General features: G+C 52.1%; 14 protein-coding genes and 2 tRNA genes. 7 read left to right on the plus strand and 9 right to left on the minus strand.

Annotated elements, in window-relative coordinates:
- The first annotated feature begins 88 nt into the window (after positions 1-88).
- The gene (gene pyrH / locus IG193_RS05125) at positions 89-775 is read left to right on the plus strand and encodes a UMP kinase (protein ID WP_192818139.1); all 687 of its coding nucleotides are present in this window, start codon (positions 89-91) and stop codon (positions 773-775) included.
- Here pyrH and sucD read toward each other — a convergent pair.
- From sucD to IG193_RS05140, 3 genes are read right to left on the minus strand one after another with little or no spacing between them, the layout of a single operon-like run.
- The gene (gene sucD, locus IG193_RS05130; protein ID WP_192818140.1) at positions 759-1,631 is read right to left on the minus strand and encodes a succinate--CoA ligase subunit alpha; all 873 of its coding nucleotides are present in this window, start codon (positions 1,629-1,631) and stop codon (positions 759-761) included. The genes pyrH and sucD overlap by 17 nt on opposite strands.
- Positions 1,631-2,749, minus strand: coding sequence for a succinate--CoA ligase subunit beta (locus IG193_RS05135; protein ID WP_192818141.1), 1,119 nt, complete (start codon positions 2,747-2,749; stop codon positions 1,631-1,633). The genes sucD and IG193_RS05135 overlap by 1 nt, the downstream gene beginning before the upstream one ends.
- Before the next feature lie 43 nt (positions 2,750-2,792).
- Positions 2,793-3,638, minus strand: a complete 846-nt coding sequence (locus IG193_RS05140; protein WP_192818142.1) for a hypothetical protein — start codon at positions 3,636-3,638, stop codon at positions 2,793-2,795.
- Between the two features lie 64 nt (positions 3,639-3,702).
- Here IG193_RS05140 and IG193_RS05145 point away from each other — a divergent pair, with 64 nt between their 5' ends.
- A complete protein-coding gene (locus tag IG193_RS05145; RefSeq protein ID WP_192818143.1) occupies positions 3,703-4,971 on the plus strand; it encodes an MBL fold metallo-hydrolase in 1,269 nt (422 codons plus the stop codon).
- A gap of 4 nt (positions 4,972-4,975) precedes the next feature.
- On the opposite strand, the gene hsp20 is transcribed toward IG193_RS05145, so the two are convergent.
- Positions 4,976-5,485 carry an archaeal heat shock protein Hsp20 gene (gene hsp20 / locus IG193_RS05150; RefSeq protein ID WP_192818144.1) on the minus strand — a complete coding sequence of 170 codons (510 nt, stop codon included), beginning with the start codon at positions 5,483-5,485 and terminating at the stop codon, positions 4,976-4,978.
- Positions 5,486-5,679: 194 nt separating this feature from the next.
- Between hsp20 and IG193_RS05155 the strand changes: the two genes are divergently transcribed.
- Genes IG193_RS05155 through IG193_RS05170 form a run of 4 tightly spaced genes read left to right on the plus strand, consistent with a single transcriptional unit; the run spans position 5,680 to position 7,845 of the window.
- Complete coding sequence (locus IG193_RS05155) at positions 5,680-5,994, plus strand: 30S ribosomal protein S24e (RefSeq protein WP_192818145.1); 315 nt, start codon at positions 5,680-5,682, stop codon at positions 5,992-5,994.
- Positions 5,995-6,001: 7 nt separating this feature from the next.
- Positions 6,002-6,163, plus strand: coding sequence for a 30S ribosomal protein S27ae (locus tag IG193_RS05160; RefSeq protein ID WP_192818146.1), 162 nt, complete (start codon positions 6,002-6,004; stop codon positions 6,161-6,163).
- Positions 6,164-6,172: 9 nt separating this feature from the next.
- A complete protein-coding gene (gene kae1 / locus IG193_RS05165) occupies positions 6,173-7,162 on the plus strand; it encodes a KEOPS complex N(6)-L-threonylcarbamoyladenine synthase Kae1 (protein ID WP_192818147.1) in 990 nt (329 codons plus the stop codon).
- Positions 7,150-7,845: a Kae1-associated kinase Bud32 gene (locus tag IG193_RS05170; protein ID WP_192818148.1), complete on the plus strand. Its 696-nt coding sequence runs from the start codon at positions 7,150-7,152 to the stop codon at positions 7,843-7,845. Before kae1 ends, IG193_RS05170 begins: the two co-directional genes overlap by 13 nt.
- Here IG193_RS05170 and IG193_RS05175 read toward each other — a convergent pair.
- From IG193_RS05175 to IG193_RS05185, 3 genes are all read right to left on the minus strand, one after another.
- Complete coding sequence (locus tag IG193_RS05175; RefSeq protein WP_192818149.1) at positions 7,826-8,566, minus strand: serine protein kinase RIO; 741 nt, start codon at positions 8,564-8,566, stop codon at positions 7,826-7,828. The two genes, IG193_RS05170 and IG193_RS05175, sit on opposite strands and share 20 nt — an antisense overlap.
- A 3-nt stretch (positions 8,567-8,569) precedes the next feature.
- Entirely contained in the window at positions 8,570-9,154 is a 585-nt protein-coding gene (locus IG193_RS05180) for a KH domain-containing protein (protein ID WP_192818150.1), read from the minus strand.
- Between the two features lie 78 nt (positions 9,155-9,232).
- A tRNA-Leu gene (locus IG193_RS05185) sits at positions 9,233-9,317 on the minus strand.
- A 59-nt stretch (positions 9,318-9,376) separates the two neighbouring features.
- On the opposite strand from IG193_RS05185, the gene IG193_RS05190 reads away from it, so the two are divergent.
- Complete coding sequence (locus IG193_RS05190; protein WP_192818151.1) at positions 9,377-10,231, plus strand: RsmD family RNA methyltransferase; 855 nt, start codon at positions 9,377-9,379, stop codon at positions 10,229-10,231.
- Between the two features lie 63 nt (positions 10,232-10,294).
- Here the strand turns inward: IG193_RS05190 and IG193_RS05195 are convergent.
- Positions 10,295-10,398, minus strand: a tRNA-Arg gene (locus tag IG193_RS05195).
- A gap of 148 nt (positions 10,399-10,546) precedes the next feature.
- Positions 10,547-13,462 (minus strand): leucine--tRNA ligase, encoded by a 2,916-nt coding sequence (leuS, locus tag IG193_RS05200; RefSeq protein ID WP_192819743.1) that lies wholly within the window; start codon positions 13,460-13,462, stop codon positions 10,547-10,549.
- Between the last annotated feature and the right edge of the window lie 12 nt (positions 13,463-13,474).

Consider the following 13,474-nt stretch of genomic DNA (forward strand, 5'->3'; position numbering starts at 1 on the left):
AAATCACGCGCTAGTCCTGTAACCTTCGGGGAGCCTGTGAGTTAATAAATCTTTATTTAGCGCCGGCGACAGAGGAGTCTGAGGGAGTATGGGTAGTTTTGTCATCAAACTTGGAGGGAGCCTCATCTTCGACGAGAACGGAGCACTCAAGGCAGAGTACCTTAGGGCTTTCGTCAGGCTTCTCAGGGATGTCGAATCTAGAGATAGGAAAATAGTGGTGGTGGTGGGAGGGGGCGCAGCAGCAAGGAGCTATATATCAGTAGCGCGTGATGTATGTAGAAACGAGTCTGCACTGGATCAGCTAGGAATACTAGCCTCCAGGCTAAATGCCTCCCTGTTGTTCACGATGTATTATGACCTGCCGCCGGTTATTCCATCATCGCTCGAGGAGCTTGTGAGGCTCTATCATTCAAACCTTCCTGTAATCTTTACTGGTGGCTTCCAGCCTGGACAGTCTACTACCACGGTTTCAGCTCTAACAGCAGAAGCCACAAAGTCCCAGCTCATCATTGCTACCAATGTTGACGGCGTCTATACATCTGACCCTAGGAGAGATCCGAACGCCACCCTCCTCAGGAAAGTGAGCATAGACCAGTTGCTGGACATGTTTTCACAGCCTCAGAAAGCCGGCGAATATAGACTTTTTGACATGATGACCCTGCAGGTAATAAAGCGCTCGAAGATCAATACAGTAGTGGTAAACGGTAACCCACCTGATAACATAAGGAGGGCTATGGAGGGCCTGAGCGTCGGGACAACTATAGTATTTCCCTGACAAGGTCTGCAAGCTCGGAGAGTGAGGAGGCAACCCTCACACCCGCCTCAGTAAGGGCCTTGACTTTGTTAGAGTAGCTCCCAGCACTACCGTAGACGATGGCCCCTGCATGTCCCATCTTCTTCCCGGGGGGCGCTGACCTCCCAGCTATGAATGCTACCACAGGTTTTTTCTCCTCAAGCTGCGAATAGAACTCTGCGAATTGCTCCTCCTTGTTTCCCCCAATCTCCCCTATTAACACTACAGCTTTGGTCTCCGGGTCGCGGGCAAAAAGTGTGTAAACGTCCTCAAAAGTAACCCCCGTTATTGGGTCACCGCCTATGCCGACCGCCGTTGAGACGCCAAGCCCCCTTTCCATTAAGTGAAGCGACACTTCATAGGTAAGCGTCCCACTTCTGGACATGAGACCAATGAGTCCCGGCTTGAAGTACTCGCCTGGCATTATCCCGACTTTGCACTTCGGCGGCGTTATGACCCCAGGCGTATTCGGTCCAATAATTAGAGCACCGTGGCTACGGGCATAGGATACGAACTTGAGCGTCTCGTGAACAGGTATATGCTCTGTGATGACGACAATCTTCCTGATACCTGCGTCTATTGCTTCGTATACGGCGTCAGGCGCTGCGGGTGCAGGCACAAATACTATCGATGTATCTATCTCGGGATGTGTTTCAACGGCTTCGCGTACGCTGTCATAGACAGGTATGCCGTGGATCTTGCCCCCTCCCTTTCCTGGAGTAACTCCTGCTACTACACGGGTTCCATACTTCAGCATTTCCCCTGTGTGGAGCATGCCCTGGCGCCCTGTAATACCCTGCACGAGAACCCTAGTGTTTTCACCAACAATTATACCCATTACCTCACCACCTCTCTTACTGCGTCTTCGAAACTCTTAAAGGCTCTAATTCCGTAATCCTCGAGTATCCTCCTCCCCTCTTCCTCCCTAAATCCTGATAACCGGAAGACTATCTTCATGTCTCTCCTTCCAGACTCCTTAAGAGCCTCTACAACCCCCTTAGCAACCTCGTCGCAACGGGTAATGCCGCCTAGGATGTTCACCAGTACGCGCTTTATACTCAGCTTGCCGAGGACAAGTGACATGGCTGCCTTCACGCGCTCTGCACTGGCGCCACCCCCGAGATCCAGGAACAGCCCTGGGCTACCACCCAGGGACACGAGAGCGTCGAGCGTGGCCATTGTTAAGCCTGCGCCGTTTCCAATGACAGCAGTATCGCCGTTCAGGAGGACTACTGAGAAACCCATCTTCCTGGCTAATGCCTCCTCATCGGTGAGCTCAGACTCATAGCGTGATCTTATCTCACCCAGGCGTGGGTTCTGCTCCAAGGCATCATCGTCTACTATTGCCTTAGCGTCCAGGGCTATAATACCGTTCTCCGTAACCGCCAAGGGGTTAAGCTCCAGCAAGTGGAGATTGTAGTCCCAAATAGCCGAATACAACCCCTCTAGTATTCCTCGCAGGGGGTCTAGGGGCACGTCGAGGAACTTAGAAATGTAACGCACCATGTAATCCCTAACTCCTTCGAATGGATCTATCTTAATCCTCAAGACCCCGTCTCTAGAAGCCTGTTCCTCCACTTCAACGCCGCCACTCCTCGATGCGAGGAGTAGTATATATGGAGGAGCATAGTTCACCATTACTGAAAGATAGAGCTCCCTCAAGATCCCCAAGCGCTTCGAGACCATCACATACCTTATGGGAGCTCCGCCGAATGTCCTGGCAAAGAGCTCTGCTACCCCTCTCCTAGCCTCCTCTCGGTCTTCTGCGAACTTCACCAGGCCGGCTTTAGCCCGTCCCCAGCCTCTCACCTGGGCTTTTACGACATACGGGGGGCTGATCTCGGAGAGGCACTCTTCAAGTGCCGTGTTGCTGTTACTAGCCACAATACAGTAGGGCTCGACACGCACTCCCTTGCTCTTAACAATCTCCTTTACCTCGAACTCGTACGGTATCACGACTTATCGGGATATGAACAACGCATCTATTGATAAACTTAATTTAACTCAACACGCCGCGTAGCAGGTATGCCGTGCCGAGAATAGCGGACACGGATTTCGTGAGTTCCAGATAGTTTTCTAACCCAACCCTTACCTCTATGACTGCTGCAGAAGGAAATATCTGTTCCAAGAGCGTATTGGCTTCGACAAACACGGGAGCTGTGCAGAACGCGGCGCTCTCTAGTTGGCTTGCCGCTATGCTGAGGAGTTCGCGGAGCCTCTCATAGGATGACTTGGATACAACGAAACAGGATTTCTCTTCTGACCAGCACGACAAGTAGAGGACAAGTAGAGGTGGCGAAATATTTTCTAGTAGTGCTTGCAGTGGTTTAACGAATAATTCTTCCGGTGCGCTAAGGAGCCTGATAGAGCCGTCGGGGGAAATGGCTATAACTGGGCCGTCCACCAGCTCCTGGGTGCTGTGGCTCAGAGCATCAAGCACCTCAGCTCTCTCTGTTACGACTAGAACTGTGTTGCCTATTCTGAACAGCTGAGATCCCTCAATCTTAGGCGGTATGCCATAGCTCTTAATTTTCTCCAGTAGTTCATCGAGGGAGGTGGCTTCCTCTCCGGTCAGTACCTTTGAGAGCAGACGCAGGCCACCACTAAGTGACGGAGACACGCAAGGTATAGCCAGTACGTGTGTGTCCCCCGCGTACCTTAGGATTGTGTCAGCTATAATCTCTGAAGAGCGCATACACCCGTAGAGGTCACCGAGTAGGACGACAGGGGGGTGCTCGGTGAGCCCATACTCGAAGGCCTTTACGGGTAGCCCAAAGAAGTCGCGCGACTTATAGGTCACGGTTGCCAACGCTTCGAGCGAAGGGTAGACATCTAGGCACGACACAATACCTCAAACATAAATGGGGGTTAAAGATTTGTTTGTGGATTAATGTCCCCAGGGGGTTGTAATGAAGGTTAAACTATTAGGAGCAGCACAAGAGGTTGGGCGGTCAGGGATACTCCTAACGCTCGAAGACGGGAAGAAAGTACTGCTAGATTACGGTGTCAGCCTAGAGGGGGAAGAGCCGCAGTTCCCGTTGCCAGTTAAACCGAGAGAACTTAGCCTTGTGGCTCTCTCACATGCACATCTCGACCACAGCGGTGCACTTCCATTGCTCTATGTATCCAGCTCTCCGCCATTACTGACGACGCCGCTCACTCTAAGCCTCTCAGACCTTCTGATAAGAGATTTCCTTAAACTGTCGAAATATTACATACCCTACGAGTACTCGGAAGTCAAGAACATGATGGAGAACTCTCTACTCAGGGGGTATAGCGAGACATATGACCTAGGAGGGGTGTCTGTCACCCTGCTCGACGCTGGACACATACCTGGGAGCGCGATGATTAGCATAGACACGGGGAGCTACACGGTAGTGTACACTGGGGACTATGCGTTGCACGATACATGCCTTCTGAGGATGGGAGACAAGTCAGCCCTTTCGAGGGCAGATCTCGTGATAACTGAGTCTACGTATGCAGAGTTCGACCATCCTCCTAGGGATTGGGTGGAGCGAGAGTTTATCGAGACTGTTACAGAGATCGTGGAAGACGGTGGGACAGTTCTCATACCCTCCTTTGCCGTGGGGAGAGCCCAGGAAATACTCTGCGTCCTGGCTAAGTACAACTTCCCGCACAAAGTCTACATCGACGGGATGGCGAGAGCAGCGAATGACCTCATACTGGAAGACAGCCACATGCTCAGGGATCCTGGGCTCTTCGAGAAAGCTGTGAGCATGGTGTCCAAGGTGAGAGACTGGGATGACCGCAAGAAAGCAGTTGAGGAGCCCTCAGTCATAGTCTCGCCGGCCGGTATGTTGCATGGAGGCCCCAGTGAGTATTACATGGAGAAGATAATGGAGAAAGAGAAGAATGCGGTGATATTTGTTAGCTTCGCCATACCGGAGACTCCTGCGAGACAAGTCTTGGAAACGGGTATTTTCGCATCCCCTACAAAGAAAGGCATGGTAAAGGCTAGAATCGAGTGGTTCGACTTCTCGGCCCACTGCGGCAGGAGCGAGCTAGTAGAGTCGATAAAGATCTCAAAGAATAGTGCGAAGTTCTTGCTTGTTCACGGTGAGGCTGAAGCCGAAAAAACACTGGCAAAACATGTTGAGGAGTATGGTCGGACAGCACTTGTGCCAGGGCTAGGCGAGGAGGTTGAGGTAGAGTTATAATAGGCTACTCGACCTTGATCCTGACGCCTTTCTCCTTCTCCTTCTTGATCTTCTTCTCAACTGTAATTGTTAATACGCCATTCTTGTATTGCGCTTTGGCAGTCTCGGGCTTAATAGGATCTCTGAACGTCACCTCCTTGTAATACCTTCTCTCTCCGCTCGTAGAGATAGTTAGTGAATTCTCTGTAGCTTCAATGTTTATCTGCTCCTTATCAACACCAGGGATATCTACAACAATGCGGTAGTAGTCTCCCTCATCGAAGATATCAGTGAAGGGCTCTATAGTGTCTCTTATTACCGGTTTGACAGGGCCAGGCCTAATGTTCCCCCACTCCCTAACTTTAGGAACACCGTCAGGGCCTATTTCAACGGAAAAACCGTAGTAGTAAGGGCCTACCACGCGAGCGCCTCTACGCCCCTCTATGAAGGGTTCGCGCGCTATTTCCTCGAACATTTTATCGAACTCATCCATCAGCTTCCTAACACGTTTAAACCACTCCTCGAACTCACTCATAGGCTACTCCTAATATACTCTACAACTCGGAAATAAAAACTTTAATCGGACTCGCAGTTCAACTATTAATTCTACGGTTGCCTCTAGTTAGAGAGAAGGCATAGTAGTTTTCTCGCCCCTAATCTGCCTCCGGTAGCCCCGATTTTTCAGGAAAAATTTAATAATACTGCGACGTATGAGTCAGAGGAGCCTCTATGTCTCAGAGTACGCTAAAGATAATCAGCGAGAGAGTAAACAGAATGGTGCCTAGAAGGGAGATAATTGTGGAGATAGAACACTGGGGTGGGGGTACTCCGACAAGACAACAGATTGTAGAGACGGTCAGGAATATCCTAAACTTGCCCAGCTCTGATGTTGTTGTCGTGCGCAAGATACTTACGAGCTACGGTGCGTGCGTCACGAGGGCATACATACACGTGTACGATTCCGAGAGCAGGGCCAGAGCCTTCGAGCCGAAGTACATACTCAAGAGAAACGGCCTGGTACAGGAGCAACAGCAGCAAGGGTGAGGAGCCAATGGCAGAAGTTCACAAGCTGTACGAGTACGACTACAAAACCGGGACTATAAGGCTAAAGAACAAGAAGTGTCCCCGGTGCGGCTCTATAATGGCCCACCACCTCAAACCCGTCGAGCGCTGGGCTTGCGGTAAGTGCGGGTATACAGAGTTCGTTCAATAGGGCTAAAGGATGGTAGTTGTTCTCGGTATCGAGTCTACGGCGCACACTTTCGGTGTCGGTATAGCCACGGAACACGGGAATATTCTGGCCAATGCTAACAGAACTTACGTCCCACCGAGCGGGGGTATAAAGCCCAGTGAGGCTGCAGAGCACCATAGCCGAGTGGCCGCCGCCGTTCTCAGGCAGGCCTTGCAGGAGGCAGGCCTAGGCATCGGCGATGTGGATGCTATTGCCGTAGCTCTAGGGCCAGGCATGGGCCCCTGCTTGAGAGTGGGTGCGACCCTTGCAAGGTACCTTGCTCTGAAATTTAACAAGCCACTAGTCCCCGTTAACCATGCAGTCGCGCACATCGAGGTAGCGTTACTGTCAACGGGCATGAGGGATCCAGTAGTAGTATACGTAGCCGGAGGGAACACTATTATCACGGCATTCAACGAAGGGAGGTATAGGATTTTCGGAGAGACGCTAGACATCCCCCTCGGGAACTGTCTCGACGCGTTCGCGAGGGAGGCAGGCCTAGGGTTCCCAGGCGTGCCTAAGGTGGAGGAGCTTGCAAGGCGAGGCTCGAGGTACATTGAGATGCCTTACGTTGTAAAAGGCCAGGATTTATCCTATAGCGGGTTGCTAACCTACACCATTAAGCTCTATAGAGAGGGGAAGTACCCGCTGGAGGACATATGTTTCAGCCTTGTCGAAACAGCGTACTCCATGTTAGTGGAGGTTACAGAGCGCGCCCTCGCCCACACGGGGAAGCGGGAGGTCGTCTTAACCGGTGGAGTTGCCAGGAGCGAGATTTTGGCGAGTAAGCTAGAGCTTATGGCGAGAGCCAGGGGGGCTAGCTTCGCTAGAGTTCTCGGAGAGCTTGCGGGGGACAACGGCGCCATGATTGCCTACACTGGAGCCCTAGCGTACTCTGGCGGGGTCACGATAAACGTGGAGGATAGCAGGATAAAGCCCATGTGGCGTCTGGACGAGGTAGACATCCCATGGAGGAGGTGATTCGCTATCTACGGGAACTGCTAGGCCTGGAAAATGCGGCAGTCATTGCCGTGGGCGCTGAAGCAGTACTTGTGAAGGGAGATATTTCTGGCGAGGCTGTCATAGTGAAGTACAGGCTAGAGAAGAGTTACCGCCATCCCTTGCTTGACGCTCACCTTCGAATGGGCAGGACTAACCTCGAAGCGCGGCTACTTGCAAAGGCAGGAATGTTGGGCATTAACGTCCCACATGTGATTTATATTGACGCTCAGAGAGGAATTCTCGTAACTAGCTTCATCAGAGGTAGGAGACTGAAGGAGGTTCTAGACGAGGGAGCCGACGGGGCGATGGTTAGTGAATTGCTGAGGCAGGCCGGGTTCATCGTTGCGAAGCTTCACACCAATGGAATCATTCACGGCGATTTGACTACGAGTAACTTTATAGTGTGCGACGGAGAGCTGTGGCTGATAGACTTCGGGCTAGGGTTCTTTTCGCAGCGCGACGAGGACAGGGGGACAGACATCCACCTGTTCTACAGAGTTTTAGAGAGCACGCACCCACTAATCGCGCAACAGTTGTTGAAGTACTTCCTTGAGGGCTACCGAGTAGCTGCAGGCGAAGAATTCACAAAGCGAGTCCTCGACAGAGTATACGACATAAGGCTTAGAGGACGCTACGTGTCCATTAGGCGGAAGAGCCTGTAACCTCCTCAAAGAACTCCTCTGGATCTCCTGGATCAAGGCCTATCTCTCTGAAGTAACGGTACACGTTGCGAATGTCGTTACGCAGGAATTCTAGCGCATTTGGATGCGACTTCAGGACTGCTGAGCCGAAATCTATCACGATAACCTCATCCCCCTCCTTAATCATTACATTATACTCAGATAAATCTGCGTGTACCAGCCCGGCTTCCTGGTAAAGTCTACGTATGAAACTCCTTAGAACATCTAGCACTTTTTCGGGGTTGCTTGGCGGGCTATCCTTGAGTAGGGGGTAGGGCGAGCCGTTGCCTCCAACGAATTCCATGACTAGAATGTTCTCTTCGAAGGCTATTGGCCTAGGAACCGGAAGGCCCACCGAATAGGCGCGCTTTAAATTGCGGAACTCCTTCCTGCACCAAGTATTCACAAATCCTATTGGGTCGCGCGGCGCGTTCTCAAAGCGGGGGTCGCCTAGAATATATTTTAGCCTACTCTTCCTGAACTCCGACGTCCAGACAAGATATATTTTCACTGCAACGTCTTCCCCTTTAGGGGTCTTCCCCCAATATACGCGGGCCTCCTTACCCGTGGAAACAGTACCGTACAGCTTAGCAAGAATCCCCCTGTTCATCAGCCTATATACGGCCATAACAGTTCTATAGTCGAATACGTCCTCGAGAACCTTTCTTAACTCAGAGTCCCTCTCTAGTCTTCTTTCTCTCATAAATTAGACCTGGCTCCACCTCTCCCACAGCTCCATCCTCCGCCTTTTAAGGCCGAAGCTCTCTCTTTCAAGGAACCTTGTGACGGTTTGATGCGACTGCCCCCTAACTAGCCTGGAAATGGCTTCCTTAGCAAGCCTCAACTGCTCGAAGTCTCCTATTAGGCCCACAACCTTGTCCCCGACGACTACTCTCACACCTACAATTTCTTCGAGTGTTTTCTTAAACCTGCCCTCTGAGCCTATGATTCGCGCCTTGATCCTCACGAGATCTGACTGGTTCCTGGCAACCTCGCTCAGATCTAAGACCTCAAAGTCATAGACATCGTCCGTGAGAAGTAACACGTCTTCAAGCGGGAACCCCAGGGCTAAGGCCTCAATAGCCTTCTTGGCCCTGAAGACATTGTACATTGTAGCCCCCTCTTTAGGCTCTACAAAGACAAGCCCCTTTTCACTGTCAACCTCCACCCTTACGTGGAATTCTTCCTCTATTCTACTCTTATTCAGACCGCCACGCCCAATCACGACTCCCAGCCGCTGGGGGTCTACGGGAATGGGCAGACGACCACTGATGCTCAACGCTAGGCACACCCCGTGAGTAACACAGATAAGTTGTTTAAAAGCGCTTTGCCAGAATTAGACAGTACTCCCAGAAGGATGACGCTCGAGTGCGGGGGCCGGGATTCGAACCCGGGCAGGCCGACGCCAGCGGAGCCTCAGTCCGCCCCCTTTGACCTAGCTCGGGCACCCCCGCGTCACCCTTTTCTGTCAACAAGTGGTATTAATTTTTTCCTTTCATTTTCTTATCTTGTAATGTCCAGGAAGTACTTGTTCAAGCCAAGACCTGGAATTACTGTCACTCCGGGCACTGCAAAGAGTGTCCTTTGTGGAGCTAGCGAAGCTAGCATCGACTACGGCCTTGGGAGAGTCTCTGTTAAGCTTGAGGGGGATCACGCTGTTTTTGAAGCAGAAACAGGCGTTTTCCGCGTAAGTTTAGAGCTTTTGCGAGGCCTGGCCGAGTGGGATCGGGTGCTCTTTGTGCCACCTTCTGAGGAGCCGTACTTGGTTGAAGTCAGAGGCGAGCATTACTACAAGCTTAAATACCTGGGTGAGCTTGTAGCCCCCACTCTTGAGATAGACGGGGTACACATGCACAATATTGTCGGCACAACTCCCACGCGCGACGCCATGCGCAAGATTAGCCTCCTGAAAGTAAAGGAGGGGGAGAAGGGGCTTGACGTCTGTACAGGACTGGGCTATACGGCGATCGAAGCATGGCGACGTGGCGCGGAAGTGGTGACAGTGGAGGCCGACGCGAACGTGCTCTACGTCGCAGAGCACAACCCGTTTTCGCGGCAACTAGAGAAGGTAGAGATAGTTCTAGGCGATGCTTTTCAAGTTTTAGACGAGATGCCGGAGGAGGAGTTCGATTTCGTGCTACACGACCCCCCTGTCTTCGCATTTGCTCCACGGCTTTACAGCCGAGAGTTCTACTTGAAGCTCACTAGGATTCTGAAAGAAGGGGGGAGGCTTTTCCACTACACGGGTGCTCCCGGCAAGCACAGGGGGATAGACATACAGAGGGGGGTTATAAAGAGACTGAGGGAAGCTGGCTTCGCAGTCACTCGAGTCGAAAGGGGGTACGGAGTAGTAGCGGTCAAGGTGTGAAAATCAGCGGGGCTCGACTCCTCATCCATCGGGCCTCGCAAAGGCTCATCATTCTCACAGTTACGGGCCCGCCGGGACTTGAACCCGGGACATCCGCCGAGCAGCGGCGACGCCGCCACGTCTACGGCTCCGAAGGCCGCCGCGCTTCCGGACTGCGCCACGGGCCCCTGGCGTCATCTCACCTCCTTGTCATCACTCGTCAGGTGTCAACGCTCAATTCATCCGCCACCTGCACCCTACTTCACGTGCTGTCTGATAAATTTTTTCTAAAGTAGTAACAGAAATCCCGTAGCAGGAAGGACGCTAGTGACTTGATTACTGGATGATAATTGCGGGTCTCGCTGGGAGTGCTTGACGGGCCTTTGGCGCGCCCCTGGCCTCCTCCTCGGACAGAACCCTCACTCTCTTCCCAGTAACCTCCTCGTAGAGGCGTATCGCATCTCTGAGGGTTTGTTCTTCAATCTCTGGACTCACTAATAGGTCTAGCACGTCAGTGTTCTTGACTATAACTTCTACGAGCTTAACAGCCTCCTTCTGGTATCTGCGGTCAAGCTTGCTTAAAGCCTCGCGTATTGCCTGCTGGACTTTCCCGTGCTCGCGGAAGCTCTGGTTTACCATGTTGAGGAAGTCATACTTCCACCTAGAAGGCAGGACTATCGCTATCTCGCCAATACTCTCGCTCTTTATAACTCTCAGTAATTCTTGTATGTCTTGGAGTACTTTCTGTACTATCCTCTCCGCTCTCTCCACCTCGTCATTAATCTTAGCCGCCTCGGGTTCTGGCCAGCGCTCTTTCACGATCAAAGTCCCCTTTCCTATCTTCTCCCATACTTCCTCGGCTATGTGGGGCGTGATCGGGGCAAGTATGAGGGTCTGGAGCTCTATGAAGCGCTTCAGCAGTTCCCTGTTTGGCGTACCCCTGCGCTTCAGGTACCACTTGAAGGCGTTTTGGAGGTTAAACAGGCCCTCCGTTATAACGTTCTTGGTGTTGAGCTTTTCGTATTCCTCCTCGACGTACCTCAGTGTGCGGTTCAAAACACTCTCAAACCACTTGTCGATGAACTTCCACTCGACGTCGCCCTTGCCATAGTTCTCAACAGCAAAGGTATACCACTCATAGAGGAGATCTACGGCTCTTGAGGCGAACTCTGGCTCGAAGTTCCCGTCGTCTAGTCCGGTATTGCCCGCGTAGGCACTCGTTAGCCTTGTCGCATCGGCACCCCAGTAGTCGAGTGCCTCTCTCAGTAGGATGAAGTTGCCCTTGGACTTGGACATCTTCTCGCCAGCCACGTTAATCCAGCCGTTTATTGCGATACCCCTCGGCCAGTGCTCTGGCGGGAAAATTGCTACATGGTGCATTATGAAGAACACGAGGTGGTTCGGCACGAGGTCTTTACCCGAGACTCTGAGGTTCACGGGGTACCAGTAGAGGAACTCCTCTCGCATCTTCTCTACTAACTCAGTGCTGATGCCCAATTTTCTGCTCACTTCCTTGGCATCCCCTATCCCCAAGAAGACATAGTCGAACAACGAGTTGTCGAGCTTTTCCCAGTCTATCCCGTATACCTCTGGGTGCTGGAGATACTTTGAGATAGTGTAGTATGCCATGTAGATCGTTGAGTCGCTTAGTGATTCGAGAACCCACTTCTCGTCCCATGGCAGCGGAGTCCCGAGCTCCCTTTCGTGTGTACACGCCCAATCTTCATACCAGTCTACGAGCCTGTGAAACTCCTGCTTGAGCTCAGCCGGCAGAAAGACCATTGAGTCTATGCACTTGTGGGCTTTAGCCTTCCATTCCCTGTCACTATACCTCAGGAACCACTGATCCTTAACTATTTTCACGTGGGTACGGGCCCCGCACCTGCAGTATACAGGCCTTGGAAGAGTGTAATGCCTCAAGGCGGCGCCTAGGCCGACAAGGTACTTTATTATATCCTCCTTAACTTCGTAGACTCTCTTGCCGCCCCACTTTTCACCATAGACTTCCGTCTTGAGAATACCATTGTAGAACTCCTTGGAGTAGACCTCACGCGTCGCCTCCTCCAGCCTCTCTCTATCGCCTTGGTAGCTAACCCCGTATTTCCTGACCACAGTTTCAGCGGGATACTTACCGTATCCCCCGAGCTCTATCAAGCTTACAGGCTGTACGGCGTCGAGTATGGAGGGATCTACGTTATACCTGTCGAGGAAGTGGGGATCCCGCTTCAAGTCTTCGAGGGCAACCCAGTCGAAGGGCGCGTGGGCAGGCACAGACATCACTACGCCAGTACCTGTGTCGTGCGCCACAAACGTAGCCGGTAGGACGGGAACCCTCCACCCTGTCACGGGATTTAGAGCGTAGTGTCCAACAAACTCCGCCCCTCTTACACGCCCAAGAACCCGGACGCTGTGGCCCTGATCTGCAAGCTCTTCGGCACCGTACGCTCCGAGAACCCACTTCTCCCCATCTACTTCGGCTATAACATATTCTGCATCAGGGTTCACCCAGATATTAACAGCCCCCCATACTGTTTCTGGGCGGTAAGTCAGGCAGGGATACGTGAGGCCGTCCTCCCCCCTGAATTTAACTATTACTACCTCCTCTGGACTCACTCCGGCGTACTCGTCTGGTCTATCGTGATCCCCTACAACCTTTTTCTCCTTGGGGCACCAGACAACGGGGTGTGAGCCCTTTGTTATAAGCCCCTTCTTCCGCAGGAGAGTGTACTGCCACTGGATGAACTTGTTATAAGGGGGGTTGAGGTACGTGGTGAAGAACTCGCGCCTCCAATCAATGGACAAGCCATACCTGCTGAAATCCTCTCTAAAACCCTTTGAGAAGAAGCGCACCCAATACTCCGGATCCTTGAACTTTTCAACGTCCTCATCGCTGATACCCATCGACTTGAGTATGCCAATCTGTTTCGGATCCCCTTCTCTTACCCTCAGAGCAGCGGCGACTATAGGACCCCCTGTGGCGTGCCAGCCCTGGGCAAACAGGACGTTGTAACCTTTCATCCTCTTGAACCTGGCAATTATGTCCACTCTAAGAACAGTGTAGGCAGTTCCTAAGTGGGGGTACGAGTTGATATAGGGGTAGGGGAACGTCACAAAGAACTTGGGTCTACGAGGATCCGGATCCGCCTCAAAAACACCTAGCTCAGCCCAACGCCTCTGCCACTTAGCCTCAATGCTCTTCAGGAAATCCCTCTTCCTCTCGTCAACTTTTGGGAAGCGATCTCTGCTAGCAATAAGGAGCCACCT

The organism is Infirmifilum lucidum (assembly GCF_014876775.1).
Taxonomy (GTDB): domain Archaea; phylum Thermoproteota; class Thermoprotei; order Thermofilales; family Thermofilaceae; genus Thermofilum; species Thermofilum lucidum.

Excerpts from the sequence above, each read along its gene's own strand:
- IG193_RS05190 (WP_192818151.1), top strand. The coding sequence starts at position 9,377 with ATGTCCAGGAAGTACTTGTTCAAGCCAAGACCTGGAATTACTGTCACT.
- hsp20 (WP_192818144.1), bottom strand. The coding sequence starts at position 5,485 with ATGAGTGAGTTCGAGGAGTGGTTTAAACGTGTTAGGAAGCTGATGGAT.
- IG193_RS05145 (WP_192818143.1), top strand. The coding sequence starts at position 3,703 with ATGAAGGTTAAACTATTAGGAGCAGCACAAGAGGTTGGGCGGTCAGGG.
- IG193_RS05160 (WP_192818146.1), top strand. The coding sequence starts at position 6,002 with ATGGCAGAAGTTCACAAGCTGTACGAGTACGACTACAAAACCGGGACT.
- IG193_RS05170 (WP_192818148.1), top strand. The coding sequence starts at position 7,150 with ATGGAGGAGGTGATTCGCTATCTACGGGAACTGCTAGGCCTGGAAAAT.
- pyrH (WP_192818139.1), top strand. The coding sequence starts at position 89 with ATGGGTAGTTTTGTCATCAAACTTGGAGGGAGCCTCATCTTCGACGAG.
- sucD (WP_192818140.1), bottom strand. The coding sequence starts at position 1,631 with ATGGGTATAATTGTTGGTGAAAACACTAGGGTTCTCGTGCAGGGTATT.
- IG193_RS05155 (WP_192818145.1), top strand. The coding sequence starts at position 5,680 with ATGTCTCAGAGTACGCTAAAGATAATCAGCGAGAGAGTAAACAGAATG.
- kae1 (WP_192818147.1), top strand. The coding sequence starts at position 6,173 with ATGGTAGTTGTTCTCGGTATCGAGTCTACGGCGCACACTTTCGGTGTC.
- IG193_RS05175 (WP_192818149.1), bottom strand. The coding sequence starts at position 8,566 with ATGAGAGAAAGAAGACTAGAGAGGGACTCTGAGTTAAGAAAGGTTCTC.